At 74.2% G+C, this 25,601-nt stretch carries 19 protein-coding genes; 11 read left to right on the forward strand and 8 right to left on the reverse strand.

The features are described from left to right. Positions 1 to 52 precede the first annotated feature (52 nt). Both CKY47_RS08945 and CKY47_RS08950 read left to right on the forward strand, forming a co-directional pair. Positions 53 to 886: an alpha/beta hydrolase gene (locus tag CKY47_RS08945; protein WP_306745206.1), complete on the forward strand. Its 834-nt coding sequence runs from the start codon at positions 53 to 55 to the stop codon at positions 884 to 886. Positions 887 to 986: 100 nt separating this feature from the next. Further along, the gene (locus CKY47_RS08950) at positions 987 to 1,739 is read left to right on the forward strand and encodes an SDR family NAD(P)-dependent oxidoreductase (protein WP_306745207.1); all 753 of its coding nucleotides are present in this window, start codon (positions 987 to 989) and stop codon (positions 1,737 to 1,739) included. A 78-nt stretch (positions 1,740 to 1,817) separates the two neighbouring features. On the opposite strand, the gene CKY47_RS08955 is transcribed toward CKY47_RS08950, so the two are convergent. Beyond that, positions 1,818 to 2,420 (reverse strand): hypothetical protein, encoded by a 603-nt coding sequence (locus CKY47_RS08955; RefSeq protein ID WP_306745208.1) that lies wholly within the window; start codon positions 2,418 to 2,420, stop codon positions 1,818 to 1,820. A 58-nt stretch (positions 2,421 to 2,478) separates the two neighbouring features. Further along, entirely contained in the window at positions 2,479 to 4,026 is a 1,548-nt protein-coding gene (locus CKY47_RS08960; protein WP_306745209.1) for a flavin-containing monooxygenase, read from the reverse strand. A gap of 9 nt (positions 4,027 to 4,035) precedes the next feature. Here CKY47_RS08960 and CKY47_RS08965 point away from each other — a divergent pair, with 9 nt between their 5' ends. From CKY47_RS08965 to CKY47_RS08980, 4 genes are all read left to right on the forward strand, one after another. Then, positions 4,036 to 5,094, forward strand: a complete 1,059-nt coding sequence (locus CKY47_RS08965) for an AraC family transcriptional regulator (protein ID WP_306745210.1) — start codon at positions 4,036 to 4,038, stop codon at positions 5,092 to 5,094. Positions 5,095 to 5,190: 96 nt separating this feature from the next. Next, positions 5,191 to 6,063: an SDR family NAD(P)-dependent oxidoreductase gene (locus CKY47_RS08970; protein ID WP_306745211.1), complete on the forward strand. Its 873-nt coding sequence runs from the start codon at positions 5,191 to 5,193 to the stop codon at positions 6,061 to 6,063. A 234-nt stretch (positions 6,064 to 6,297) separates the two neighbouring features. Continuing rightward, positions 6,298 to 7,959, forward strand: a complete 1,662-nt coding sequence (locus tag CKY47_RS08975; protein WP_306745212.1) for a peroxidase family protein — start codon at positions 6,298 to 6,300, stop codon at positions 7,957 to 7,959. Between the two features lie 2 nt (positions 7,960 to 7,961). Then, positions 7,962 to 8,402: a DoxX family protein gene (locus CKY47_RS08980; protein ID WP_306745213.1), complete on the forward strand. Its 441-nt coding sequence runs from the start codon at positions 7,962 to 7,964 to the stop codon at positions 8,400 to 8,402. A 52-nt stretch (positions 8,403 to 8,454) separates the two neighbouring features. Here the strand turns inward: CKY47_RS08980 and CKY47_RS08985 are convergent, their stop codons facing one another. Next, positions 8,455 to 9,177, reverse strand: coding sequence for a FadR/GntR family transcriptional regulator (locus tag CKY47_RS08985; protein WP_306745214.1), 723 nt, complete (start codon positions 9,175 to 9,177; stop codon positions 8,455 to 8,457). A 41-nt stretch (positions 9,178 to 9,218) separates the two neighbouring features. Between CKY47_RS08985 and CKY47_RS08990 the strand changes: the two genes are divergently transcribed. The 4 genes from CKY47_RS08990 to metH all read left to right on the forward strand — a co-directional run bounded on the left by CKY47_RS08990 (position 9,219) and on the right by metH (position 15,678). After that, positions 9,219 to 9,947 carry a (Fe-S)-binding protein gene (locus CKY47_RS08990; RefSeq protein ID WP_306745215.1) on the forward strand — a complete coding sequence of 243 codons (729 nt, stop codon included), beginning with the start codon at positions 9,219 to 9,221 and terminating at the stop codon, positions 9,945 to 9,947. Then, positions 9,944 to 11,338, forward strand: a complete 1,395-nt coding sequence (locus CKY47_RS08995; protein ID WP_306745216.1) for a lactate utilization protein B — start codon at positions 9,944 to 9,946, stop codon at positions 11,336 to 11,338. Before CKY47_RS08990 ends, CKY47_RS08995 begins: the two co-directional genes overlap by 4 nt. Next, a complete protein-coding gene (locus tag CKY47_RS09000) occupies positions 11,335 to 11,970 on the forward strand; it encodes a LutC/YkgG family protein (RefSeq protein ID WP_306745217.1) in 636 nt (211 codons plus the stop codon). Before CKY47_RS08995 ends, CKY47_RS09000 begins: the two co-directional genes overlap by 4 nt. 99 nt (positions 11,971 to 12,069) lie before the next feature. After that, positions 12,070 to 15,678 carry a methionine synthase gene (gene metH / locus CKY47_RS09005; RefSeq protein WP_306745218.1) on the forward strand — a complete coding sequence of 1,203 codons (3,609 nt, stop codon included), beginning with the start codon at positions 12,070 to 12,072 and terminating at the stop codon, positions 15,676 to 15,678. Positions 15,679 to 15,816: 138 nt separating this feature from the next. On the opposite strand, the gene CKY47_RS09010 is transcribed toward metH, so the two are convergent. From CKY47_RS09010 to CKY47_RS09025, 4 genes are all read right to left on the reverse strand, one after another. Then, a complete protein-coding gene (locus CKY47_RS09010; protein WP_306745219.1) occupies positions 15,817 to 18,888 on the reverse strand; it encodes an efflux RND transporter permease subunit in 3,072 nt (1,023 codons plus the stop codon). Between the two features lie 357 nt (positions 18,889 to 19,245). Next, entirely contained in the window at positions 19,246 to 19,662 is a 417-nt protein-coding gene (locus tag CKY47_RS09015) for a hypothetical protein (protein ID WP_306745220.1), read from the reverse strand. Beyond that, a complete protein-coding gene (locus CKY47_RS09020) occupies positions 19,662 to 20,036 on the reverse strand; it encodes a hypothetical protein (RefSeq protein ID WP_306745221.1) in 375 nt (124 codons plus the stop codon). The genes CKY47_RS09015 and CKY47_RS09020 overlap by 1 nt, the downstream gene beginning before the upstream one ends. 95 nt (positions 20,037 to 20,131) lie before the next feature. Then, positions 20,132 to 22,618 (reverse strand): hypothetical protein, encoded by a 2,487-nt coding sequence (locus CKY47_RS09025; protein ID WP_306745222.1) that lies wholly within the window; start codon positions 22,616 to 22,618, stop codon positions 20,132 to 20,134. A gap of 178 nt (positions 22,619 to 22,796) precedes the next feature. Here CKY47_RS09025 and CKY47_RS09030 point away from each other — a divergent pair, with 178 nt between their 5' ends. Next, on the forward strand, positions 22,797 to 24,212 hold the full coding sequence (locus CKY47_RS09030) for an aminopeptidase P family protein (protein WP_306745223.1): 1,416 nt from the start codon (positions 22,797 to 22,799) through the stop codon (positions 24,210 to 24,212). A gap of 85 nt (positions 24,213 to 24,297) precedes the next feature. On the opposite strand, the gene CKY47_RS09035 is transcribed toward CKY47_RS09030, so the two are convergent. Further along, the gene (locus CKY47_RS09035; RefSeq protein ID WP_306745224.1) at positions 24,298 to 25,569 is read right to left on the reverse strand and encodes a hemolysin family protein; all 1,272 of its coding nucleotides are present in this window, start codon (positions 25,567 to 25,569) and stop codon (positions 24,298 to 24,300) included. Positions 25,570 to 25,601: the final 32 nt, after the last annotated feature.

The raw sequence follows: 25,601 nt of genomic DNA on the forward strand, positions 1-25,601 counted from the left end.
ACCGGGCCGCCACGGCACCGGGTGGCCGGCGTGCGTCTGACAAGATCGGGACGTGAGCACCACGTACGTCTTCGTCCCCGGCTCCAACAGCAACTCGTTCTCCTACGCGCCGCTGCTGCGCGAACTCGCCCTGCTGGGCCGGCGGGCGCTCGCCGTGGACCTGCCGGGGCACGGGTACGCGGCCACCGTGCCGCTCGCCTACCACTCGCAGGACGCGGCGGCGCTGGCCACCGCGCCGACGGGCCTCGCCGGAGCCTCCCACGAGGACGCCGTGGCGCACGTGGTCGACGTGGTGCGGCGGGCCGCCGAGCACGGGCCGGTGGTGCTGGCCGGCCACAGCCGGGGCGGTTTCACCGTGACGTCGGTCGCGAACCGGGTGCCGGAGCTGCTGTCGCGGGTCGTGTACGTGTCGGCCTGGTGCTGCGTGGACCTCTCGCCGGCCGGCTACATGGCGCAGCCCGAGTACGCGTCGAGCGCGCTGCACGACACGGCGGGCGTGCTGGCGGCCGACCCGGTGGCGCTGGGCGCGCTGCGGATGAACTGGCGCACGTCGGACCCGGCGCTGCTGGCCGCGCTCACGACCGCGCTGGACGCCGGCGGCACGGAGTCGGAGGTGCTGATCAGCCTCGGCCTGCTCGAACCGGACGAGGGCCTCGACGTGGGCGCCGACCGGGTCGAGGCGGCGACCTGGGGCAGGGTGCCGCACACGTACGTGCGCCTGGCCCGCGACCGCTCGCTGCCGCCGGAGTTGCAGGACCGGTTCATCCGGGAGGCCGACGCGCTCACGCCGGACAACCCGTTCGACGTGCGCACGCTCGACAGCAGCCACGTGGGCTTCCTGGTCCGCCCGGAGGAGGCCGCGCGGTTGTTCGCCGCCTTGGACTAGTTCCGGAGGAGCGCGCGGCGCCCCCGGTTCCAGGTCTTCGGATGAGGCCGGCACCCAGGTGGCCCGGCGACTTGGGAGCGCTCCCAGGTAGGCTCCCCGCATGGTGAGCGTGCTGGTGACGGGGTCGTCGGACGGTATCGGTCGGGAGACGGCGGCGACGCTCGTGGACCGCGGGCACCGCGTGGTGCTGCACGCGCGGAACGACGAGCGGGCCGCGCGTGCGCTGGCCGCCGTCCCCGGCGCCGACGGCGTCCTGGTCGGCGACCTCGCGTCGCTGGCCTCGACCCGCGACCTGGCGGCGGCCGCCGGGCCCTTCGACGTGGTGGTCCACAACGCGGGACTCGGCGGCGGACTGCCGTCCAGGGTCGTCACCGAGGACGGCCTCGAACTGCTGTTCCAGGTCAACGTGCTGGCGCCGTACCTGCTGACGGCCCTGATGCCCCGCCCGGGGCGACTGGTGTACCTGACCTCGGGCCTGGAGGCCCAGGGCGTCGCCGACCTGGCGGACCTCCAGCACGAGCGCGGGCCGTGGGACGGCATGCAGGCGTACTCGGACTCGAAGCTGCTCGACGTGGTGCTCGCGTTCGCGGTCGCCCGGCACTGGCCGGACGTGCCGAGCAACGCGGTCGACCCCGGCTGGGTCAAGACCAAGCTGGGCGGCCCGGGCGCCACCGACGAACTGCCCTCGGGCGCGGAGACCCAGGTGTGGCTGGCGACCACCGACGAGCCGGTGACCGGCCGCTACTTCAAGTGGCGCGAGGAGCTGCGCGCCAACCCGGCCGCCTACGACGAGGCGGTCCAGGACGGCCTGCTCGCGGCGTGCGCGGAGCTGACCGGCGTCACCCTGGGCTGACGGGCGCCCGCTCCGCGACCGGGACACCGCCGGGTGGGCCACCCGGAGCACGGGTGCGCGCCGTGGCGTGCCCGTGCGCTATCGGTTCGCCGGCGTGTACTCCAGGCGTCCGCCCGCGGGCAGCAGGTACCCGTTCCGGCGTTGCCCGGGCACGACCCCGCCGAGTTCGGCCGCGGTGGTGTGGTCGACCTCGAAGCCGACCAGGCCGATGCGGAAGTCGACCTGGCGGAACACCTCGTCCGCCACCCCGACCAACCACGTGTCCAGCGGAGCGCGCCAGGCCAGTGACCGCGGGTCGCCGTCCGGGCCGAACGGGAAACCGCCGATGCGCCGATCCGCGCGGGCCAACGCACCGAGCGGGAGGTACAGCGTCAACCAGTCCTCGGTGTCCTCGAAGCAGGTGGAGAAGCAGCCGCACACGACCGGCCCTCCCCGCGGCGGTCGTGCGACGCCGCGCAGGTGGCCGAACTCCTCCAGGGAGGCCACGGTGAGGGGCACCGCGGGCTGGTCGGCCGGTTCCCGGTCCCTGCCGGCGCAGCAGCCGGTGACGGCGGCCGCCCGCCACAGCGCGGTCAGCGCGCGTTGACGACGCCCGTCGTCGGGGACGCCGATCTCCAACGACAGCTCGTAGAAGCCGCCGGTCCAGTTCTCGGGATCGGTGAACAGCGCGGGATCGTGCACCCCGGCAGTGTCCCGAACGGCGTGGCGCTCGTCGCGCGCTTTCCGACCGGGCACCCGCTCACGCCCCGCCCGTCGGCTCCTCCGGCACGGTCGTCGCAGTGGCGAGCGGTCCGCCCCGGCGTCCGCGAAGCGGGTCGGCGCGGTCGACCGGCGTGCCGACCAGGTCGCGACCGAGGTCGCCGCGCAGCGTGGCCACGGCGTCGAGCACGTAGTTCTGCCGCACCCGCCAGGCCCCGACGTGCCCCTGGCGCGGGAACGCGTGGATCGCCCGCTGCACGTACCCGGACGCCAGGTCCAGCAGCGGTCGCCGCTCCAGCGCCCGCCCCGGCCGGGGGACCACGGCCGCGTACCCGTGCCGGTCCATGTGCCGGACCACGCGGCACACCAGGCGCGAGGTCAGGTCGGCGCGCAACGTCCAGGAGGCGTTCGTGTACCCGACGCAGACGGCGAAGTTCGGCAGGTTCGTGATCATCGCGCCGCGCCACAGGAACTGGTCCGGCAGCGGCACCGCCCTCCCGTCCACCGACGGCTCGATGCCGCCGAACGCGAGCAGCCGCAGACCCGTCGCGGTCACCACGACGTCGGCTTCCAGCACCCGCCCGGACCTCAGGCGCACGCCCTCCGGCACGAACGTGTCGACGTGGTCGGTGACCACCGACGCGCGCCCCGCCGTGACGGCTTGGAACAGGTCGGCGTCGGGGATCGCGCACAGCCGCTGGTCCCACGGGTCGTAGGTGGGCGTGAAGTGCTCGCGCACGACCTCGGCGTCGCCGAGCACCTTCGTGGACAGGCCGGTGAGCAGCCTGCGCGCGGCTTTCGGGAAACGGCGGCAGAACTGGTAGAACGCCAGGCCGAACGCGATGTTCTTGGCGCGCACGAGCCGGTGCGCCACGCCGGCGGGCAGCAGTTCGCGCACCTTGTCGGCGATCCTGTCGCGGCCCGGCACGGGGCTGATCCAGGTGGGCGAGCGCTGGAGCATGGTGACGTGGCCGGCGGTCCCGGCCATCGACGGCACCAGGGTCACGGCGGTCGCGCCGCTGCCGATCACCACGACCCGCTTGCCCGCGTAGTCCAGGTCCTCGGGCCAGAACTGGGGGCGCACGACCCGGCCGGCGAAGTCCCCGATGCCGGGGAACACCGGGTCGTGGCCCTGGTCGTAGTCGTAGTAGCCCGCGCACGAGTAGAGGAAACCGCAGGTCAGCGTGCTCTCGGTGACCTCTCCGTCCGCCCCTCTCCGCCGCAGGGTCAGCGTCCACCGGTCGGTCTCGGTGGAGAAGTCCGCCGCCACGACCTTCGTGCCGTAGCGGACCAGGCGGTCGATGCCGTGCTCGGCGGCCGTCTCCCGGATGTAGCGCAGGATCGACGGGCCGTCGGCGATCGACTTCGCCTCCCGCCACGGCCGGAACGGGTAGCCGAGGGTGAACATGTCCGAGTCCGACCGGACGCCCGGGTAGCGGAACAGGTCCCACGTGCCGCCCATGGCGTCGCGCGCCTCGACGATCGCCACGGACTTGCCGGGGCACTCGGTGCGCAGCCGGTAGGCCGCGCCGACGCCGGACAGTCCGGCGCCCACGATCACGACGTCGAGGTGCTCGGGAGCGGTCATGGTCCCAGTGTGCTGGAGGCGTCCCGGTGCGACTTGACCCGCGACGACAACTATTTGACCCTGGACGACATGTCGGTGATCCGTTCCGCGGGCCTGCGCGGCTTCCGGGCGACCGTGGCCGAACTGGGTGGTCGGGCCGAGGACTACGCCCGCGCGGCCGGGTTGCCGCCGGCCGCGCTGGACGTGGACGACCTGCTGGTCTCGGACCGCGTGATGGCCGCCGTGCTGGAAGTGGCCGCGGACGCGCTGGGGTGCCCGGACCTCGGTCTGCGCGTGGCCGCGCGGCAGGACTTCGGCATGCTCGGCCCGCTCGCGCTGGCCATCCGGCACTCCCCCACCGTCGCCGACGCGCTGGAGTGCACCTCGCGCTACCTGTTCGTGCACGCGAGGTCGCTGAGCCTGTCACTGGTGGACGACCCGTACGGCGCGCCGGACCTCGCGGCGCTGCGCTACGGCCTGCCGCCGGGTGTGCCGGTGTCCGTGCAGGCCACCGACCTGGGCCTCGGCTTCCTGCACCGCTCGATCCGGTACCTGCTGGGCGGGCGCTACCGGCTGCGCGGCGTCGAACTGCCCTACGTGCCGACCGCTCCCCCGGCCGTGTACGAGGAGTTCTTCGGCGCGCCCGTCCATACCGGACGCGACGCGCCCATGTTGCGGATGCCCCGGGCGCTGACCCGCGAACCCCTCGCGGGCGGCGACGAGCGGGTATGGCGGCTGGCCCTGGCGTTCCTGGCCGAGCAGGTCCCCGGCGACCCCGGCACGACGGCCAGGGTGCGCGGCGTGCTGACCAGGACGCTGGGCACGGTGCCACCCGATATCACCGCCGTGGCCCGCCTGCTGGCCCTGCACCCCCGCACCCTGCAACGCCGCCTGGCAGCCGAGGGCACGACGTTCCACGAGGTGCTCGACGCGGTGCGCCGGGACGCCGCCAAGCGCTACCTGACCACGACCGACGTGCCCCTGGGCCAGGTCGCGGGCATGCTGGGCCTGTCGGAGCAGTCGGCCCTGAGCCGCTGCTGCCGCCGCTGGTTCGGCGCCACCCCGACCGCCGTCCGCCGGGGCGGCTGACGTGTCGCGCGAGGTCCAGATCCTGTCGTGCGGGGTCAAGTCGCGGGACCCGGCACGCGGCACACTGGACGTCCAGGACCCGATCGAGGAGGCCGCATGTCCCAGCTCCCCAGGTTCACGTTCCGCGGCGGCACGGCCGTCGTCACGGGCGCGGCCAGTGGCATGGGCGAGCAGGTGGCCTACGGCCTCGCCCGGCGCGGCTGCCACCTGGTGCTGCTCGACCGCGACGCCGAGCGGTTGGGGGCCGTGGCGTCCCGCATCACCGGCGTGGACGTCGACACCGTCGTGGTGGACCTGGCGGACGTCGCCGCCCTCGACGGCGTGGCCGCCGGGATCGTCGCCGACCACCCGCGGGTCACGCTGCTGGTCAACAACGCGGGTGTGGGGCTCGGCGGGACGTTCGACCAGGTCAGCGCCGAGGAGTTCGACTGGGTGCTGGCCGTCAACCTGCGGGCGCCGGTCGCGCTGACCCGGCTCCTGCTGCCGACCCTGCTGGCCTCCCCGGGCAGCCACGTCGTCAACGTCTCCAGCTTGTTCGGCCTGATCGGCCCGCCCGGCCAGACCGCGTACTCCACCAGCAAGTTCGGGCTGCGCGGGTTCAGCGAGTCGCTGCGCCACGAGCTGGCCGACCGGGGCGTCGGCGTGACCTCCGTGCACCCCGGCGGCATCCGGACGCGGATCGCCGAGACGGCACGGGTCGCCGCCGCCGCGAGCGAGGCCGACGCCGAGGCGGGCAAGGCGGGGTTCGCCAAGCTCCTCACCTACCCGGCGGACAAGGCCGCCGAGCAGATCCTGGCGGGCGTGGAGAAGCGCAAGGGCCGGGTGCTGATCGCGTGGACGGCGGTCGTCCCCGACCTCCTCGCCCGACTGTTCCCGACCTCGTACATGGCGGTGATGAACCGCCTCGGCCCGTCCACGGCCCGCAACGCCCAGCGCCGCGCCCCGACCGGTTCCACGCCCCGGCCCTGAGCGGTCGGCCCTGAGCGGTCGGCCCTGGGCGGGGTGGGCCGATTCACAGGTTCTCTCGGGAACACGCTGAGCCGGCGTTCGCCACGTCACCCGGACTGGGCCATCCGGGGTAGTGCGGCAGGCCGCGTATCCGACGCCCGCGGGCTGGTACATGTGTAGTACGAGGCGGCCACAGGGGGTGCGCCCGCCTCGTCCCCGGCCAGGCCGGGGACATCTCGTGATCCGGGGGGATCGATGAAAAAGCACGGCACCGACAGCTTCTTCGTCGTGGGCGAAGGAGTGCTCGAGTTCGACCGGGACGGCGCGGCGCGGACCCGTCAGCCGGACACCGTCGAGGAGCTGCGCCGGTTCCGGTTCTCGCGACTGGGGCCGGAGGGCGCCCGGCACGACGAGGACACCAGGGCCGCCCTGGCACTGGCGATGACGGCGAGCACGCCGCAGGAGGACTCGGCGAACCCGCCGATCCCGGCGGGCTTCACCTACCTCGGCCAGTTCGTCGACCACGACCTGACCATGGACCGCAGCGGGTCGCAGCTCGGCGAGGACGTGAACCTCGGCGAGCTGGTCCAGGGCCGCTCACCGGCGCTGGACCTCGACTCGCTCTACGGCCGCGGCCCGAACGACCGCACCGACCGGGTGTTCTACGCCGCGGACCGGGTGAAGCTCAAGGTGGGCACGACCTCGCCCGTCCCGGGGAGCGACCAGCAGCTCGGGCAGGCGATGGAGGGCTTCGACCTGCCGCGGCTGGGGCAGACCGGCCTGACCGAGGAGGACCGCAGGCGCCCGCTGATCCCGGACGAGCGCAACGACGAGAACCTGGCCGTCGCCCAGACCCACCTGGCGTTCATCAGGTTCCACAACCGGGTCGTGGACGAGGTGGCGCTGCGCGGCCTGACCGGGCGGCGGCTGTTCGAGGCGGCGCGCGAGCAGGTGGTGCGGCACTACCAGTGGATGCTGCGCCACGACTTCCTGCCGCGCGTCGTGGACCCGGCGATCGTGGACGACGTGTTCGCCAACGGCAGGCGCTTCTTCGAGGCGCCCCGCCGGGGGCGGCCCCCGGTGGGCCTGCACCCGACGATGCCGCTGGAGTTCTCGGTGGCCGCGTACCGGTTGGGGCACAGCATGATCCGGTCCGAGTACGAGTGGAACCGGGTGTTCCGCACCGGGGGCGTCGCCCCGGGCCTGCTGTTCTTCCTGTTCGTGTTCAGCGGGACGTCCGGCAACTTCGACCCCGGCGCGGGCCTGCCGGAGCTGGACGACCCCGCCTTCGACAGCCGGTTCGACACGCTGCCCACCAACTGGATCGCCGACTTCCGGCGGCTGTACGACTTCACCGAAGCCGACCGGCCGGACCTCGCGCCGCCCGCCGGCGGCGGCAACGTGACCAAGCGGCTCGACTCGCTGCTGGTCGACCCGCTCAAGCAGTTGCCGGCCGGCACCTTCGGCGGGCGCGGCACGGTGGTCACGGAGATCCAGCGCAACCTCGCCTTCCGCAACCTGACCCGGGCGGACATGGTCCGGCTCGCGAGCGGGCAGCAGATGGCCGGGTTCCTGGACGTCGAACCGCTGACGGCCGAGCAGGTCCTGGTCGGCAACGGGGGCGCGAGCCTGGAGTCGCTGACCGACGCGCAGAAGGCCGCGGTGACCGCCGCGACCCCGCTGTGGTTCTACACCCTGCGCGAGGCCGAGTTCAACGGCGGTCGGCTCGGGGCGGTCGGCGGCCGGATCGTGGCCGAGGTGTTCCACCGGGCGATGGAGGGCAGCCGGACCTCCATCGTGCGCGAGCCGTCGTGGCGGCCCGTGCTCGGTCCTGACCGGCGCACGTTCCGGATGGTCGACCTGCTGCTGTTCGCGTTCGAGGGCAAGGCGGACCTGCTCAACCCGTTGGGCGACTGATCGTGTCGGCCCGCCTGGGGGAGCGGACCGGGGTGGACGGGAAGCTCGGCCGCTGGGCGACGCCCGCGCTGCGGGTGTCCCTCGCCGTCGTGTTCGTCTGGTTCGGAGCGCTCAAGGCGACCGGTGACTCGCCGGTCGCGGAGCTGGTCGGAGCCGCCGTGCCGTGGGTGGACCGGGGTGTCCTGGTGCCCGCGCTGGGGTGGTTCGAGATCGCGCTGGGGGTGGCGTTGTTGCTCGGGCGGCTGCCGCGGCTGACGCTGGTCGTCGTGGCGGCCCACCTGACGGGGACCTTCCTGGTCTTCGTCCGGGCGCCGACCCTGATGGTGATCGGGGGCAACCCCCTGCTGCTGACCGTGAACGGCGAGTTCGTGCTGAAGAACGTGGTGCTCGTCTGCGCCGCCCTGGTGCTGCTCGGGGAGGCGTCGGAGCGCAGGAGGGGGTGAAGGCCGCGCGGGTCCGGTCCCCGGTCCTCCCGGGGACCGGACCCGCGCCGCGCTATCCCCCGGCGTGCCGGGCCCACTCGCGGTGGAAGCCGCGGACGTGCCGGGTCACCCTCGTCGCGGCCAGCTCGGGGTCGCCGGACCGCACGGCGCGCAGGATGCCCCGGTGCTCGCGGCGCAACCGGACGGCGGTGCGCGACCAGTCCGGCAGCTCCCGCACGGCGTCGAGCACGGCCTGGTGGATCGCGTCGCGCAGCCCGGCCATCACCGCGGTGTTGACCGCGTTGCCCGCGGCGGCGGTGAGGGACACGTGGAAGTCGGCGTCGAGCTGGTGGAACGCGTCGGCGTCGAGGTCCGGGTCGTCCATGCGGTCGAGCAGCCCGGCGGCGCGGACCAGGTCGGGGTGGTCCGGCCGGCCCGCGGCGGCGCGCACGGAGTGGCTCTCGATCATCACGCGGGTGTCCACGAGGTCGCCCAGGGGCAGGCGCCGGGTCGCGAGGTGCAGCCGCAGGGCCGCGCCGAGGCCGCCCGCCGGGTCGGCGATGACGGTGGTGCCCGCGTCGGGTCCCGAGCCGACGCCGCTGCGCACGACGCCCAGCGCCTGGAGCACCCGGATCGCCTCGCGCACGGTGGGGCGGCTGACGCCCAGCTCCTCGGCGAGCCGCCGCTCGGCGGGCAGCTGCTCCCCCACGCCGAGCCGGCCCGAGACCAGTTCGGACTCCACGTGCCGCAGCACCTCGGCGTACCCGGACACCCGCGCCTCCTGTGGTCGGACCACAGCTCTGGTGTGGTCAGACCACGGAGCCTAGACTCGCCCCGGTGAGAGTCGCGCTGTTCGTCACGTGCCTGGTCGACGGGCTGTTCCCGGACGTCGGCAAGGCCACCGTCCGGCTGCTGGAGCGGCTGGGCCACGAGGTGGTCGTCCCGGCGGGGCAGACGTGCTGCGGCCAGATGCACGTCAACACCGGCTACCCCCGCCAGGCGCTGCCGATCATCCGCAACCACGTGAAGGCGTTCGAGGACGCCGAGGTGGTCGTCGCGCCGTCCGGCTCGTGCGCGGGCTCGATCCGCCACCAGCACGCCGACGTGGCCCGCGGGCAGGGCGACCGGGGGTTGGCCGAGGCCGCCGAGGAGACCGCGCAGCGCACCTACGAGCTGTCCGAGTTCCTGGTGGACGTGCTCGGCCTCACCGACGTGGGCGCGTACTTCCCGCACCGCGTCACCCACCACCCCACGTGCCACTCGCTGCGCGTCCTCGGGGTGGGGGACCGGCCGCTGCGGCTGCTGCGCGCCGTGGACGGCATCGACCTGGTCGAGCTGCCCGCGGCGGAGACCTGCTGCGGGTTCGGCGGCACGTTCGCGGTGAAGAACGCCGACACGTCCACGGCCATGCTGGCCGACAAGATGAGCAACGTCATCGGCACCGGGGCGGGCGTGCTGACGGCGGGCGACGTGTCGTGCCTCATGCACATCGGCGGCGGCCTGAGCAGGCTGCGCAGCGGCGTGCGGCCCCTGCACCTGGCCCAGGTCCTGGAGAACACCCGATGACGTTCCTCGGCATGCCCGCCGGACGCGGCAACCTGACCGGCGCGCCCTTCCCGGAGGCCGCGCGCACCGCGCTCGGGGACGCCCAGCTGCGCCGCAACCTGGCCAAGGCGACCACCACGATCCGGGCCAAGCGCGCGGGCGTCGTGGCCGAGCTGCCCGACTGGGCGGAGCTGCGCGCGGCCGGCGCGGCGATCAAGGACGAGGTGCTGGCCAACCTCGACGAGCACCTGGTCCGGTTCGAGGAGGCGCTGACCGCGCGCGGCACCACCGTGCACTGGGCGCGCGACGCCGACGAGGCCAACCGGGTCGTCACCGACCTGGTCCTCGCCACCGGCACCGAGGAGGTCATCAAGGTCAAGTCGATGGCCACCGCGGAGATCGGCCTGAACGAGGCCCTGGCGGCGGTCGGCGTGCGCGCCGTGGAGACCGACCTCGCCGAGCTGATCGTGCAGCTCGGGAACGACCGGTCGAGCCACATCCTGGTGCCCGCCATCCACCGCGGCCGGGCCGAGATCCGGGAGATCTTCCGGCGGCACATGCCCGGTGTCGACCCGGACCTCACCGCCGACCCGCGCGCGCTGGCCGAGGCCGCCCGCAAACACCTGCGGCACAAGTTCCTCACCGTCGACGTGGCCGTCTCCGGCGCGAACTTCGGCATCGCGGACACCGGCTCGCTGGTCGTGGTCGAGTCGGAGGGCAACGGTCGGATGTGCCTCACGCTGCCCCGCACGCTGATCAGCGTGGTCGGCATCGAGAAGCTGCTGCCGTCGTGGCGCGACCTGGAGGTGTTCCTCCAGCTGCTGCCCCGCTCGTCCACCGGCGAGCGGATGAACCCCTACACGTCCGTGTGGACCGGTCCCACCGAGGGGCAGACCAGCCACGTCGTGCTGGTCGACAACGGCCGCACCGCCACCCTGGCCGACCCGGACGGGCGCGCCGCGCTGCGCTGCATCCGCTGCTCGGCGTGCCTGAACTCGTGCCCGGTCTACGAGCGCACCGGCGGCCACGCGTACGGCTCGACCTACCCCGGCCCGATCGGTGCGGTGCTGTCGCCCCAGCTCACGGGCGTGGTGGAGAACCCGACGCTGCCGTTCGCGTCCTCGCTGTGCGGGGTCTGCTACGACGTGTGCCCGGTGGCGATCGACATCCCGTCGATGCTGGTGCACCTGCGCGGCCGGGTGACGGAGGCCAGGCGCCCGACGCCCGAGTCCACCGCCATGCGCGCCCTGGCGTGGGTGATGTCCGACGCGCGCCGCTGGCGGCGGTTCACCCGGTTGGGCAAGTTCGGCCGCACGGCGAGCAGGCACGTGCCGCTGCCCGGCTGGTCGGTCGCGCGGGACGTGCCGCGGCCGCCGGAGGAGACGTTCCGCGACTGGTGGGAGGCCCGATGAGCGCCCGTGACGAGGTGCTGGCCCGCGTGCGCCGGGCCAAGGGCCCGGGTCAACCACCCCCGGTCCCCCGCGACTACCGGGCGGCGGGCACCCGGGAGGTCGACCTGGCGCTGTTCGCCGAGCGCCTGCGCGACTACCGGGCGCGGGTCCGCGTGGTGCCCGCCGACCGGGTCGCCGAGACCGTCGCCGAGGCGCTGCGCGAGCGGGGCGCGCGGACCGTCGTCGCCGCCCCGGGCACCCCGCCGGAGTGGGCCCCTGCGGCAACCCGCAGCCCCGTGGGCGTCGCCGACCTCGAACGCGCCGACGCCGTGGTCACCGGGTGCCGCGTGGCCATCGCCGAGACCGGCACGATCGTGCTCGACCACGACGCGCCGGACCAGGGGCCCCGCGCGCTGACCCTGGTGCCCGACTACCACCTGGTGGTGGTGCGCGAGGAGCAGGTCGTGGCCGGTGTGCCGGACGCCGTGGCGCGGCTGGCGGGCGTGCGCACCCAGACGTGGGTCAGCGGCCCGTCCGCGACCAGCGACATCGAACTGGAGCGGGTGGAGGGCGTGCACGGACCGCGCGTCCTGGAGGTCGTCATCGCCTCCCACATGATGGGCGGAACTGACCGGAACGGCGATTCCCGGTAGCATCGCGGTGCCGGCCGAGAGGCGCTGCAACGGGCGAGGGCCCGCCACGCTCGGCCACCGGACACGACAAGGGCGCCTCCCACGAAGGGGAGGCTGAGCGTGTCGGAAAAGGCCCTGCGGGAACTGCTCGACCAGCGCGTCGCCGTGCTCGACGGCGCGTGGGGGACGATGCTCCAGGCCGCCGGCCTGACCCCGGCCGACTACCGGGGCGACCTGCTCCCCGACCACTCGCACGACGTCACCGGCGACCCGGACCTGCTCAACCTGACCCGCCCGGACGTCATCCTCGACGTGCACCGCCGGTACCTGGCCGCGGGCGCGGACATCACCACCACCAACACGTTCACCGCGACGTCCATCGCGCAGGCCGACTACGGCCTGGAAGGGCTCGTGCGCGAGATGAACGTGCGCGGCGCGCAGCTCGCCCGGCAGGCGGCCGACGAGGTGGGCGGCCGGTTCGTGGCGGGCTCGGTCGGCCCGCTCAACGTCACGCTGTCGCTGTCGCCCAAGGTGGAGGACCCCGCGTACCGGACCGTGACGTTCGACCGGGTGCAGGCCACGTACGAGGAGCAGATCGGCGCGCTCGCCGAGGGCGGCGTGGACCTGCTGCTCGTCGAGACGATCTTCGACACGCTCAACGCCAAGGCCGCCGTGGCCGCCGCCCGCAAGGTCGCGCCGCACCTGCCGCTGTGGATCTCGGTCACCATCGTCGACCTGAGCGGGCGCACGCTGTCCGGCCAGACCGTCGAGGCGTTCTGGAACTCGATCGCCCACGCCGACCCGCTCGTGGTGGGCGTGAACTGCTCGCTGGGCGCGGCCGAGATGCGCCCCCACGTGCAGGACCTCGCGCGCCTCGCGAACACCTACACCGCCAGCCACCCCAACGCGGGACTGCCCAACGCGTTCGGCGGCTACGACCAGACGCCCGAGGAGACCGCCGAACTGCTGCACGGGTTCGCCGAGGACGGCGTGGTCAACGTCGTCGGCGGTTGCTGCGGCACCACGCCCGAGCACATCGCGCGGATCGCGGCGGCGGTCGGGGGCATGAAGCCGCGCGCGCTCCCGCAGGTGCCCGACCGCACCCGGTTCAGCGGCCTGGAGCCGTTCGAGATCGGCCCGGACACCGGGTTCGTGATGATCGGCGAGCGCACCAACGTGACCGGCTCGGCGAAGTTCCGCCGGCTCGTCGAGGGCGAGGACTTCCAGGGCGCGGTGGACGTGGCGCTGGACCAGGTGCGCGGCGGCGCGAACCTGCTGGACGTCAACATGGACGCCGACCTGCTCGACAGCGAGCGGGCGATGACCACGTTCCTCAACCTGATCGCCACCGAACCCGAGATCGCCCGCGTGCCGATCATGGTGGACAGCTCCCGCTGGAGCGTGCTCGAAGCCGGCCTGAAGTGCGTGCAGGGCAAGGGCGTCGTCAACTCCATCAGCCTCAAGGAGGGCGAGGAGCAGTTCCTGGAGCAGGCCCGCCGGGTGCGCGACTTCGGCGCGGGCGTCGTGGTCATGGCGTTCGACGAGAAGGGACAGGCCGACACCACCGAGCGCAAGGTCGAGATCTGCGCCCGCGCCTACGACCTGCTGGTGGACGAGGTCGGCTTCCCCGCCGAGGACATCATCTTCGACCCGAACGTGCTGGCCGTCGCCACCGGCATCGCCGAGCACAACGGGTACGCCAAGGCGTTCCTCGACGCGATCCCGCTGATCAAGGAGCGCTGTCCGGGCGTGCGGATCAGCGGCGGCATCTCGAACCTGTCGTTCTCGTTCCGCGGCAACGACACCGTGCGCGAGGCGATGCACTCGGCGTTCCTGTACCACGGCGTGCGGCGGGGCCTGGACATGGGCATCGTCAACGCGGGTCAGCTCGCCGTCTACCAGGACATCCCCGCGGACCTGCTGGAACTGGTCGAGGACGTGCTGTTCGACCGCCGGGAGGACGCCACCGACCGGCTGGTCGCGTTCGCCGAGACGGTGGCCGCCAAGGGCAAGCGGAAGGTCGTCGACCTGGCGTGGCGCGAGGGCACCGTGGCGCAGCGGCTGGAGCACGCGCTGGTGCACGGCATCGTCGACCACGTCGTCGAGGACACCGAGGAGGCCCGCCTGGAGGCGAAGCGGCCCCTCGACGTGATCGAGGGCCCGCTGATGGACGGCATGAAGGTCGTCGGCGACCTGTTCGGCTCCGGCAAGATGTTCCTGCCGCAGGTGGTGAAGTCCGCGCGGGTGATGAAGCGGGCCGTGGCGCACCTGGAGCCGTTCATGGACGCCGAGAAGGAGGCCGCCGGCGGCGACACGACCCGCGGCAACGGCAAGGTCGTGCTGGCCACCGTGAAGGGCGACGTGCACGACATCGGCAAGAACATCGTCGGCGTCGTGCTGGGGTGCAACAACTACGACGTGGTCGACCTGGGCGTGATGGTGCCCGCCGCCAAGATCCTGGACACCGCGGTCGCCGAGGGCGCGGACGTGGTCGGCCTGTCCGGCCTGATCACGCCGTCGCTGGACGAGATGGTGTCGGTGGCGGCGGAGATGCAGCGGCGCGGCCTGAAGCTGCCGCTGCTCATCGGCGGCGCGACGACGTCCCGCCAGCACACCGCGGTGCGCATCGCGCCGGTGTACGACCAGCCGACGCTGCACGTGCTGGACGCGTCGCGGGTGGCGGGCGTGGTGTCGGCGCTGCTCGACCGCGACCGGGCCGAGGAGCTGGCCGAGGCGACGCTCGTGGAGCAGCAGCGGCTGCGCGAGGAGCACGAGAACCGGCTGAGCGTGCCGCTGCTCCCCCTGGAGCAGGTCCGGGCCAACCCCGAGGTCGTGTCGTTCGACGACCTGCCCGTGCCCGCGTTCACCGGCGTGAAGGTCGTGGAGCCGTCGCTCGCCGAGCTGCGGGAGATGATCGACTGGACGTTCTTCTTCCTGGCCTGGGAGTTGAAGGGCAAGTACCCGAAGATCTTGAAGACCAACCCGGCCGCGCAGGAGCTGTTCGACGACGCGAACACCCTGCTGGACGAGATCGTGGCGGACGGCTCGCTGCGCCCGCGCGGCGTGTACGGCTTCTTCCCCGCGCACAGCGAGGGCGACGACATCGTGGCGGGCACGTGCCGGTTCCCGATGCTGCGCCAGCAGACGCAGAAGCCGTCGGGCCGCCCCAACCGCTGCCTGGCGGACTACGTGGCGCCGTCCGGCGACCACCTGGGCGGGTTCGCGGTGGCGATCCACGGCGCCGACGAGCTCTCCGCGCGCTACGAGGCCGAGCAGGACGACTACCGGGCGATCATGGTGAAGGCGCTGGCCGACCGGCTGGCCGAGGCGTTCGCCGAGCACGTCCACCTGCGGGCGCGGCGCGACTGGTTCGAGCCGGACGCCGAACCGGCGCTGGAGGACCTGCACGCCGAGCGCTTCCGCGGCATCCGGCCCGCGCTGGGCTACCCGGCGAGCCCGGACCACAGCGAGAAGGCCGACCTGTTCGCGCTGCTCGGCGCGGAGGAGGTCGGCATGGCGCTGACCGACTCGTTCGCGATGACGCCGGCGGCGAGCGTGAGCGGGCTGATCTTCGCGCACCCGGGGTCGCGCTACTTCACCGTGGGCCGGATCGGCCGCGACCAGGTGGAGGACTACGCGGCGCGGCGGCACGTGCCGGTGGACGAGGTGGAGCGCTGGCTCCGCCCGAACCTGGCCTACGAGCCGGAGGTCCGCGAGCAGGGCGCCTGACCGGTGTGCCGGCGGTCCCCCTTCCGGGCAGGACCGGCGGCACCCCCTCGGACGAGCCCCGCCGGCTGCTGGTCCGCCGCACCGCGACGGCCCCGCCCCCGTGTTCCGGGGCGGGGCCGTCGGGTCGTGCTCAGGCGATCAGGCGGAGACCGGTTCGCGCTCCTCCGCGGGCCGCTGCTCCCGCTTGGCGGCGCGGCGCTCCTTGCGGCCCTCCACCATCGAGTACAGCGTCGGCACGAGCACCAGCGTCAGCAGCGTGGACGAGATCAGGCCGCCGATCACGACGATCGCCAGCGGCTTGCCGATGAACGCGCCCTCGCCGGTGATGCCCAGGGCCATCGGCAGCAGCGCGAAGATCGTCGCCGCCGCCGTCATCAGGATCGGCCGCAACCGCCGCCGCCCGCCCTCGACCACGGCCTCGCGCACCGGCATCCCCTCGCGCCGGTACTGGTTGACGAGGTCGATCAGCACGATCGCGTTCGTCACCACGATGCCGACGAGCATCAGCATGCCGATCAGCGCGGGCAGGCCGAGCGGCGTGCCGGTGAGCAGCAGCAGCCCGATGGCGCCGGTCGCCGCGAACGGGATCGACACCAGCAGGATGAGCGGCTGCACGAGGCTGCGGAACGTCGCCACCATGATCAGGAACACGATCGCGATGGCCGCGAGCATCGCCAGGCCCAGGTCGGCGAACGTCTCCGCCTGGTCCGCGCTCACGCCGCCGATCGAGTACGACGCGCCGGCCGCCAGGTCGAGCGCGTCGAGCCGCGAGGTCAGCTCCGCGGTGACCGCGCCCAGGTCCGAGCCGGTCGCCTTGGCGGACACGGTGGTGCTGCGCGCCCCGTCGGTGCGGCGCACCTGCACCGGACCGTCCACGACGGACACGGAGGCGACCTGGCCGAGCGTGGCGCCGCCGGGCAGCGGCAGGGCGCGCAGCGCGTCCACGTCGGTGGGTGCGGTGCCGGTGCGCAGCACGACCTGCTGCGGCTCGCCGTCGACCGGCAGCCGGGTCACCGGCACGCCGCGCAGCGCCTGCGCGGCGAACTGGCCGACGGCCTGACCGCTCAACCCGCGCGCGGACGCCGCCGCCCGGTCCACGGTGACCTGCACGCGGGGCGCGCTCACGCCGAGGTCGTCGGTGACCTCGCCGACGCCGGGCGTCCCGGTCACGGCCTGCCGCACCTGGTCGGTCGCGGCCCGCAGGGCCTCCTCGTCGGGCGCGGTGACCAGCACGTCGATGCTGTCCGAGCCGAATCCGGCGGCGGCCGCGCCGAACGTCACCTCCCCGGTGCCCTCGACGCCCTCGATCCGCTCGGTGAGCCGGTCCTGCAACGCCTCCAGGTCGGTGCCCTCGCGCACGGTGGCGCGCAGCGTGGTGTCGCCGCTGCCGCCGAACCCGAAGAACCCGCCACCGCCGCCGATGGTGACCTGGTAGGTCTCCACCTCGTCGGTGTCGTCGAGCACGGCCTCGACCTTGCGCGCGGCCTCGTCGCGGGCGGCCAGGCTGGTGCCGGGCGCCGTCTTCTGCGAGCCCTGGAGGGCCGTGCCGCCGGACTGGTCGATGAAGTTGGTCTCCAGCGAACCGGCGAGGCCGAGCGTGCCGCCGAAGATGAGCAGCGCGACGAGCAGCGTCGCCCAGCGCCGCGTGGTGGCGAACCGCAGCACGGGCACGTAGGCGCGCTGCAACGGGCTGCGCTTCTCCTTCTCCAGCACCGCCTGGAGCTCCCGCTCGGCGGCCTCCGGGTCGGTCGGCACGGCCGGGCGCCTGAGGAACCAGAAGGCGAGCACCGGCACGATCGTCAGCGACACCAGCAGGGACGCCAGCAGCGCCACGGTCACCGTGATCGAGAACGGGCCGAACAGCTCGCCCGCGATGCCCCCGACGAACGCGATCGGCAGGAACACCGCGACGGTGGTCAGCGTGGACGCGGTCACCGCGCCCGCCACCTCGCGGACGCCGTCGAGCACGGCGCGCTGCTTGTCCTCGCCGTACCCGAGGTGCCGCTTGATGTTCTCCAGCACCACGATCGAGTCGTCCACCACCCGGCCGACCGCGATGGTGAGCGCGCCGAGGGTGAGCAGGTTCAGCGACAGGTCGCCGGTGTAGAGGGCGATGAGCGCGACCACGACGGACAGCGGGATCGACACCGCGGTGACCAGGGTGGAGCGCAGGGACATCAGGAACAGCAGGATGACGACGACGGCGAACAGGAGGCCGAGCAGGCCCTCGGTGGTCAGGCCGCTGATGGCCTTCTCCACCTCGGGGCCCTGGTCGAACGCGACGGTCAGCGTGGAGCCGGCGGCCTCGCCCAGTTCGCCGAGCCTGTCGCGCACCGCGTTGGAGATCTCCACGGCGTTGCCGTCGGCGGTCATGGTGACGCTGAGGCCGAGCGTGTCCCGGCCGTCGGTGCGGTTGATCGCGGTCGCCGGGGCGGGCGCGGACTCGACCGTGGCGACGTCGCCGAGCTTCACCGGCCCGACGGGCAGGTTCCGCAGGTCTTCGACGCTGCCCACGGGGGTTCCGACCTGCACGGACAGCGTCTTGTCGCCGTCGGGCACGGTGCCCGCGGGCACGACGGCGCCCGCGGAGGTGAGCGCGGCGGTCAGCGCCTGCGGGTCGACGCGGGCGGCGCCGAGGCGGGCGTAGTCGACGGTGACGGTGATCGTGCGGTCCCGCTCGCCGCTGACGGTCGCCTCCCGGACGCCCGGGATCGCCTCCAGCTCGGGCACGACCTCGGCGCGCAGCCGGGCCGCGGTGGCGATGTCGTCGTCACCGGAGGTCGCGGCGAGCGCGATGACCGGGATGTCGTCGGTGCCGCCCTGCGCCACGGTCGGCTCGACGCCCTCCGGCAGGCGCGGCTGGAGCCGGTTCACGGCCTGCTGCACCTGCGCGACGGCGGCGTCCAGGTCGGTGCCGTAGACGAACATGACCTGCACGGTCGCGGCGCTCTCGGAGGAGCGGGTGAGGACCTGCTCGACGCCGTCGACGCCGCGCACGGCGGACTGGATCGGCTCGGCGACCTGGCTGTCCACGAGGTCCGGCGACGCGCCGGGGTACTGCGCGACGACCACCGCGGCGGGCAGCTCGATGGACGGGAACAGCTGCTGCTTGATCGACGGCAGCATCAACACGCCGAAACCGAGGACGACGAGGCTGAGCAGCCCGACGAGACCTCGGTTGGCCAGGCTCAGCCGAGCCAGCACGGACATCTTCAGGCATCTCCTTGATGGGCGGACCGGTTCGGCGCGGCGGTGCGCGGGCCCGCGGGCGGATGCGCGAACGCTCGCACACCCGACCTGAGAACGGGCTCAGGCACGGGCCGGTCGCCGCGACCCCATCCAGTGTCCTGAGCTGCGGTTACACCCCGTCAGGGAACTCCGCACCCGGCCAGGTGATCTTCCTCACGAACAGGTGAGGCCGGAGGACCCCTCCTCCGGCCTCGCGTCCACGACGGCGTGCCCTGCCGGACACCCGTGGTCACGTTGCCACCGCGGACGGCTGACGGGCACCGCACCGTGGCCGCCGCGGATCGATTACCCCACACACCGACCGCCGGGACAATCCCGTCAGGCCGCGCGGTCCCCCGCGGCGACGCGGTCCGTGTGCCGCAGCCACAGCAGGCCGAGCACCGGCAGGACGAGCGGCACGAACCCGTACCCGCGGCCGAAGTCCGACCACACCGTGGCGTCCGGGAACGCGTCGGGGAGCAGCAGGCTCGACGCGCCGACGAGCACGACGCCGGCCAGCTCCACCCCGCACGCGAGGTAGGCGACCCGCCGCGGCGCGACCCCGGCCAGCGCCAGCGTGGCCACGACGTACACCACGGCCGCCAGCGCCGACAGCAGGTAGGCCAGCGGCGCGTCCCCGAACCGGGTGGCCAGCTGCACCCCCGACCGCGCCGAGGCGGCGAGCGCGAAGATGCCGTAGACGGCGATCAGCAGGCGCCCCGGCCCCGACCGGGTGGTCTCGGCGAGCGACCCCATCAGGCGGCCCACACCTGGCTCGCGCGCAGGATCATCGCCGGCACGCTGAACAGCACCACGGCCAGCACGCCCGCGCCCCAGCGGCTCCGGTCGGCCAGCGACCAGAACGCCCCGACCGGCAGCAGGACGACCATCGTGAGCAGGTAGCCGAGGAACGTGGGCGTGTCCAGCTCCCGGTCGGCGCCGACGACCCGCACCACGCCGACGACCAGCTGCGCGAGCAGCCCCAGTTCGAGCAGCACCACCGCGCCGGCCAGCCCGAGGGTGGCCTTGGTGGCGAGGGTGATCGGCTTGTCCGCGATGGCCAGCACGAGCGACCACAGGGCCGCGACGAGCGCCAGGACCGCGAGCGCGGTGGTGAGGGCTTGGATCATCCGGACTTCCCGTGAGCGCGACGACTACCGCGCAACGTACCCGCTGCCACCCGCGCGCCGGCCGGACACCCCGGCGCCGGACGGGCCGACCGCCGTCACGGACCGGCCGTGACCCGTGCGAACTCCGCGTCCGAGACCGCCTGCGCGACCCGCGCCACGACCTCGTCGAACACCGGGTCGCGGTAGTAGTCGCCGTGCCCGCGCATCGGCGAGGCCACCATGTCCGGGTCGGGGTCGAGGAACTCGGGGTCGCGCAGCCGCACGTCGTTGCCGCACTTCACGCCCCACAGCTTCGGGCCGGCGCGCAGCGGCTCCTCGGGCCCCTCGGGCCACACCTGCACCGGGCCGCCGAGCGGGTCGGTGAGCCGGTGCACGTTCCACCACCGGTCCCCCAGCTCCCGGTGCAGGTCGGCCAGCCGGGCGTGCCCGAGGTAGTGCGGGAACATCCGCGAGTAGGCCCACTGGAGCTGCGAGCCGTAGGTGACGAGCCCGACCCGGTCCAGGGCGCGCCGGGCGTCGGCCTGCCGGACGTACCGCTCGCCGTCGGCCGGGTCGGGCCGCTCGGCCTCGCGGCGCAGCAGCGACAGCGCGGCGAAGCACACGACGCTGCCCTGGCTGTGCCCGGACAGCACGACCGCGCCCACGTCGTGGTGCACGGCCAGCCGCACGGCACGGGAGGTCAGCTCGATCGTGGCGCGCCCGCCGTAGGGCGGCGGGCAGATGGGGTGCGCCCCGCGCGGCCAGAACGCGACCAGGTCCCACACGACGCCGACGACGGTGCGCATCTTCCCGCCCTGCCACGTCCGCACGCCCAGCAGCAGGAGGAGCAGCACGAGGCCGGACACCACGAGGCTGCCCAGCGCTCCCAGGTCCTCGGCGGGACGGCTGGACAGCCAGGCGGCCAGGCCGGGCGGCGGGGCGGCCCGCCAGTCGGGGTGCGCGAGCCGGGCCAGCGCGATCCCGCCGGCCGCCACCACGAGCACGCCGCCGAGCAGCGCGAGCGCGCCGAGCAGCCAGTGGTACCGGTACTTCGCCGACGCCACGCGCCGGCCGAGCGCCACCTTGCCCAGGCCCGGCCGGTCCGGGCGGCCCGGGTAGTCGCCCAGCAGGCTCTCCCGCACCGCCGCGCCCACCGGGTGCCGCACCCACGACGCCAGGCCGAGCGCGTACAGCACCCCGGACGCCGTCAGCGAGACCCAGAACGCCCACTCGGGCACGGGCGCCCACCGCAGCACCACGCCCGCGGCCGCCGCCAGCGACCCGGCGGCCAGCAGCAGCGCGGTCGACGCCTGCCGCACCATCGCCGCCGCCACCGGCACCACGACCAGCGCGAACGCGACGGCCAGCACGCCCCACAGCCCCGCGCCGACCAGGTAGCTGGTGCTCAGCACCAGACCGGGCCGCCCGGCGGGCGCCGGATCGCCCACCCACTCCACGACCCGGTACGCGAACCCGCCGCTGAACCCGACGGCCACCGTCGTCGCGACCGCCGCGACGACCACCGCGCCGTAGCCGTGCCACAGGGGTCGGAACCGCGCGTCCACCGCCATCAGGGCGCGACCGCGCGCGCCGCGCCGCAGCCGCGCGCACGCCCCGAGCAGCACCACCAGCAGCACCATCGCGAGCACCGCCAGCACGTTCGTCACCGCCTCGAACCCGGCCAGCGGCGTCACCGCGCCGGTCCCGCCGGTCGGCTGCCGCCACAGGAACGCGGTGGCCAGGCCCGCCGCGACCAGCAGGTACGCCACCGACGCCCACTTCAGCGCCCGCGAGTCCACCTCCCGCCGGTCCGGGGCCAGCGCCACGCGGGCCACCGCCCACGCCAGCACGACACCGCCGACCCCGATCACCGACCAGGACAGCGCCCCGTCGGGCAGGGCGGTGCGCAGCGCGCCCGCGTACAGCACGCCCACCACGGCGCACGCGGCGGCGACGTGCGCGTCGCGCAGCACGGGCGTGCGCGGCGAGGTGTGCCAGAACGCGTAGTCGCCGAGGCTGCCCGCGTGCGTCTCCCACCGGTGGTAGGAGCCGCGCGGCTCGTAGAGGAACGTCTGCTGGCCGAACCACCACAGCACGGCGATCACCAGCACCGGCGGGACCATGCCGACGAGCAGCATCGCCCCGAACGGCCACCCGGCGAACGCGCCGAGCCACGGGTTGGCGGCCCGGCAGGCCGCCGTCGCGGCGCACTGGCGCACCAGCAGCTCCAGCGACACGTACGCGGTGGTCGTGACGAACATGCAGGTCAGGACGAGGCCGAGGAGCCGCAGCACGGCCTCGGCGAACCGACCGGGCCCGAGCAGCGCGTACCGGGCCAGGTTGAGGATCGCGAACGGGACGAGCAGCAGCCACAGCGCGCGGCTCGCCCCGCCGGCGGTGAACCGGCCCCAGTGGAACGCCTCGACCAGCCGTTCCCGCACGGGGTGCTCCCCGGGCAGGGTGCGGGCGGGTTTCGCGGCGCGCAGGAAGCGCGCCACGTCGTCGCCCGCCACCGCCGTGGGGAACGGGTCGCCCAGCACGTGCTCCGGTGGGGTGCCGGACACGCCGTGCACCCGCAGCTCGACCACGTCCTCAGCACGCATGCGATCACCTTCCGCGACCGGTTGGTCCCCGATGCCTACCGGATCGGCCGCCGCGGGGAGGCCGTTTCGGCGATCGGGCACCCGGCCGGGGCAGCACGGGGCCCCGAGGGGCATCCTGGGAAGCGGCCGGCCGCCGATCGCGACCGGCCGCGACCCACGACCCGAAAGGCTGCCCACGGTGACCAAACCCGCCCGCCGCGACCCGAGCAAGCTCGTCGACGCCTCCGGGTTCCGGCAGTTCGTCCAGCACGGCTGGGGCCCCGCCGACCGCGCCGCGCGGGTCGCGCCCGGCGCCGCCGAGGCCGCCGCCGCGCACCGCGCCCGGCTCAGCGCCGCCCTGCCCGGCGCGCGCGTCGCCGTGGCCGCCGGCTGGGCGCCGGTGCGGTCCAACGACACCGACTTCGGCTTCCGGCCCGACAGCGACTTCTCGTGGTTGACCGGCTGCTCCGCCGAGGGGGCCGTGCTGGTGATGCACCCCGTGGACGGGGGCCACGAGGCGGAGCTGTTCCTGCGCCCGCCGGCCGGTCCGGAGGAGCCGGACTTCTTCGCCAACGCCCGCGACGGCGAGCTGTGGATCGGCCCGGTGCCCGGCCTGGCCGAGTGGACCGAGGCCCTCGGGGTGCGCTGCCGCCCGCTGCACGAGCTACCGTCGGCGCTGCGCGGCAGGCTGCCCGCCGTGCACGCGACCGCGGGCGTGGACCCGCTGCTGGACGCGCTCGCGGGCGCCGACCACACCGCCGGGCTGCGCACGACGCTGGCCGAGCTGCGCCGGATCAAGGACGACTGGGAGGTCGGCCAGCTCCAGGCGGCGGTGGACGCCACCGTGCTGGGCTTCGCCGACGTCGCCGCCGAGCTCCAGGCGGCGGTGAAGGGCGGCGGCGAGCGCTGGTTGCAGGGCACGTTCGACCGGCGCGCCCGCACCGCGGGCAACGGCCCCGGCTACTCCTCGATCGTGGCCGCCGGCCCGCACGCGCCGGTGCTGCACTGGGTGCGCAACGACGGCCCCGTGCCCGAGGACGCCGTGCTGCTGCTCGACGCGGGCGTGGAGCTGGACACCCTCTACACCGCCGACATCACCCGCACGCTGCCCGTGTCCGGCGCGTTCAGCCCGGCCCAGCGGCAGGTGCACGAGCTGGTCGAGCGGGCGTCGGCGGCGGCCCTGGCCGTGGTCAGGCCGGGCGCGGAGTACCGGGAGTTCCACCGCGAGGCCATGCGGGTGCTCGCCGAGGGCCTGCACGACTGGGGCCTGCTGCCGGTGTCGGTGGACGAGGCGCTCGACCCCGACGGCCAGCACCACCGCCGCTACATCGCGTGCGGCGTCGGCCACTTCATCGGCCTGGACGTGCACGACTGCGCCAACTCGCGCGCCGAGGCGTACCACGACGGCGAGCTGGAGGTCGGCATGGCGCTGGCCGTGGAGCCGGGCCTGTACTTCCACCCGAACGACGAGACCGTGCCGCCGGAGCTGCGCGGCATCGGCGTGCGGCTGGAGGAGAACGTCGTGGTGGTGGAGGAGGGTCACCGGCTGCTGTCCGGGGCGCTGCCGGCCGACGTGGCCGGCCTGGAGGCCTGGGTGGCCGCCGCCGGTCGCTAGTGCGGACTCCACCCGGACCGGTCACGATCCCCGTTCCGGCCGGTCCGCCGGCGCGGCGAGGGCCCGCCCCGGTGGGCGGGCCCCGTCACCGCTGCTGCCTGCGCAGCCGCACCTGGGTGATCGCGTGGTGCTCCACGCCGAGCACCTCGATGCCCCAGTTCGACACGGCGACCCGGTCGCCGGGCCGCTCCGGGATGCGGCCGAGCAGCACCAGCACCAGGCCCGCGATCGTGGCGTAGTCGCCCTCCGGCGCGTCGGGCAGCTCCACGCCCAGGTCGACCAGGTCGTGCACGGGGAACGTGCCGGGCAGCACCATCGACCCGTCCGCGCCGTTGCGCACCGCCATCACGTCGCGGTCGGTCTCGTCGAGGATCTCGCCGACGATCTCCTCCAGCAGGTCCTCCAGCGTGACGATGCCGTCGACGGCGCCGTGCTCGTCCACGACCAGCGCCATCTGCTCCCGCTCGGCCTTGAAGCGGCGCAGCGCGTCGGAGACCTTGACCGAGTCGGGGAACACCAGGGGCGTGCGGGCCAGGTCGACCAGCGTCGCGCCGTCGTCGAGCAGGTCGCGCAGGTGCACCAGGCCCACCACGTCGTCGAGGTGCCCGCCGCGCGCGACGGGTGCCCGCGAGTGGCCGGTGCCGACCAGCTCTGCCCGCGCCGTCGGCACGTCCCACCCGGCGTCCAGGGTGACCACCGCGCGGCGCGGCACGAGCACCTCGCGCAGCCGCCGCTCGTCGATCTCCAGCGCACCGTTGATGATCATGCGCTGTTCGGCGTTCAGGCCGCGCTGCGCCGACACCAGCTCCCGCAGCTCCTCCTGCGACATCTGCTCGGACTCGGCGTCGGGCTTGCCGCCGAGCACGCGCACCACGACGTTCGTGGACGCGCTCAGCGCCCACACCACCGGCCGCGAGACGGTCGAGAGGAAGTCCAGCGGCCGGGCCACCAGCAGCGCCCAGCGCAGGGCGTACTGCATGGCCAGCCGCTTGGGGGCCAGTTCGCCGAACACCAGGGTGAGGAACGTCAGCACGATCGTGACCAGCGCGATCGCCACCGCGTTCGCCGCGGTGCCGAGGAACGACAGCAGCGGCGTGATCGGCCGGGCCAGCGACACGGCGGCGGTCGCCGAGGCCAGGAACCCGGCGAGCGTGATGCCGATCTGGATGGTCGCGAGGAACCGGTTGGGGTCGCGGGCCAGCCGCACGAGCGTGTGCCCCGACTTCCCGCCCTCGCGCTCCAGTGCCCGCAGCTGCCCCTCCCGCAGCGAGATCAGCGCCATCTCCGAACCCGAGAACAGCGCGTTGAGCAGCACCAGGACCGCGACCAGCGCGATGGTGAATCCGTACCCGTCCACACCCACTCCGTACCCCGATCGCCCGGGGGCAC

Source organism: Saccharothrix longispora, from assembly GCF_030852425.1.
Lineage (GTDB): Bacteria > Actinomycetota > Actinomycetes > Mycobacteriales > Pseudonocardiaceae > Actinosynnema > Actinosynnema longispora.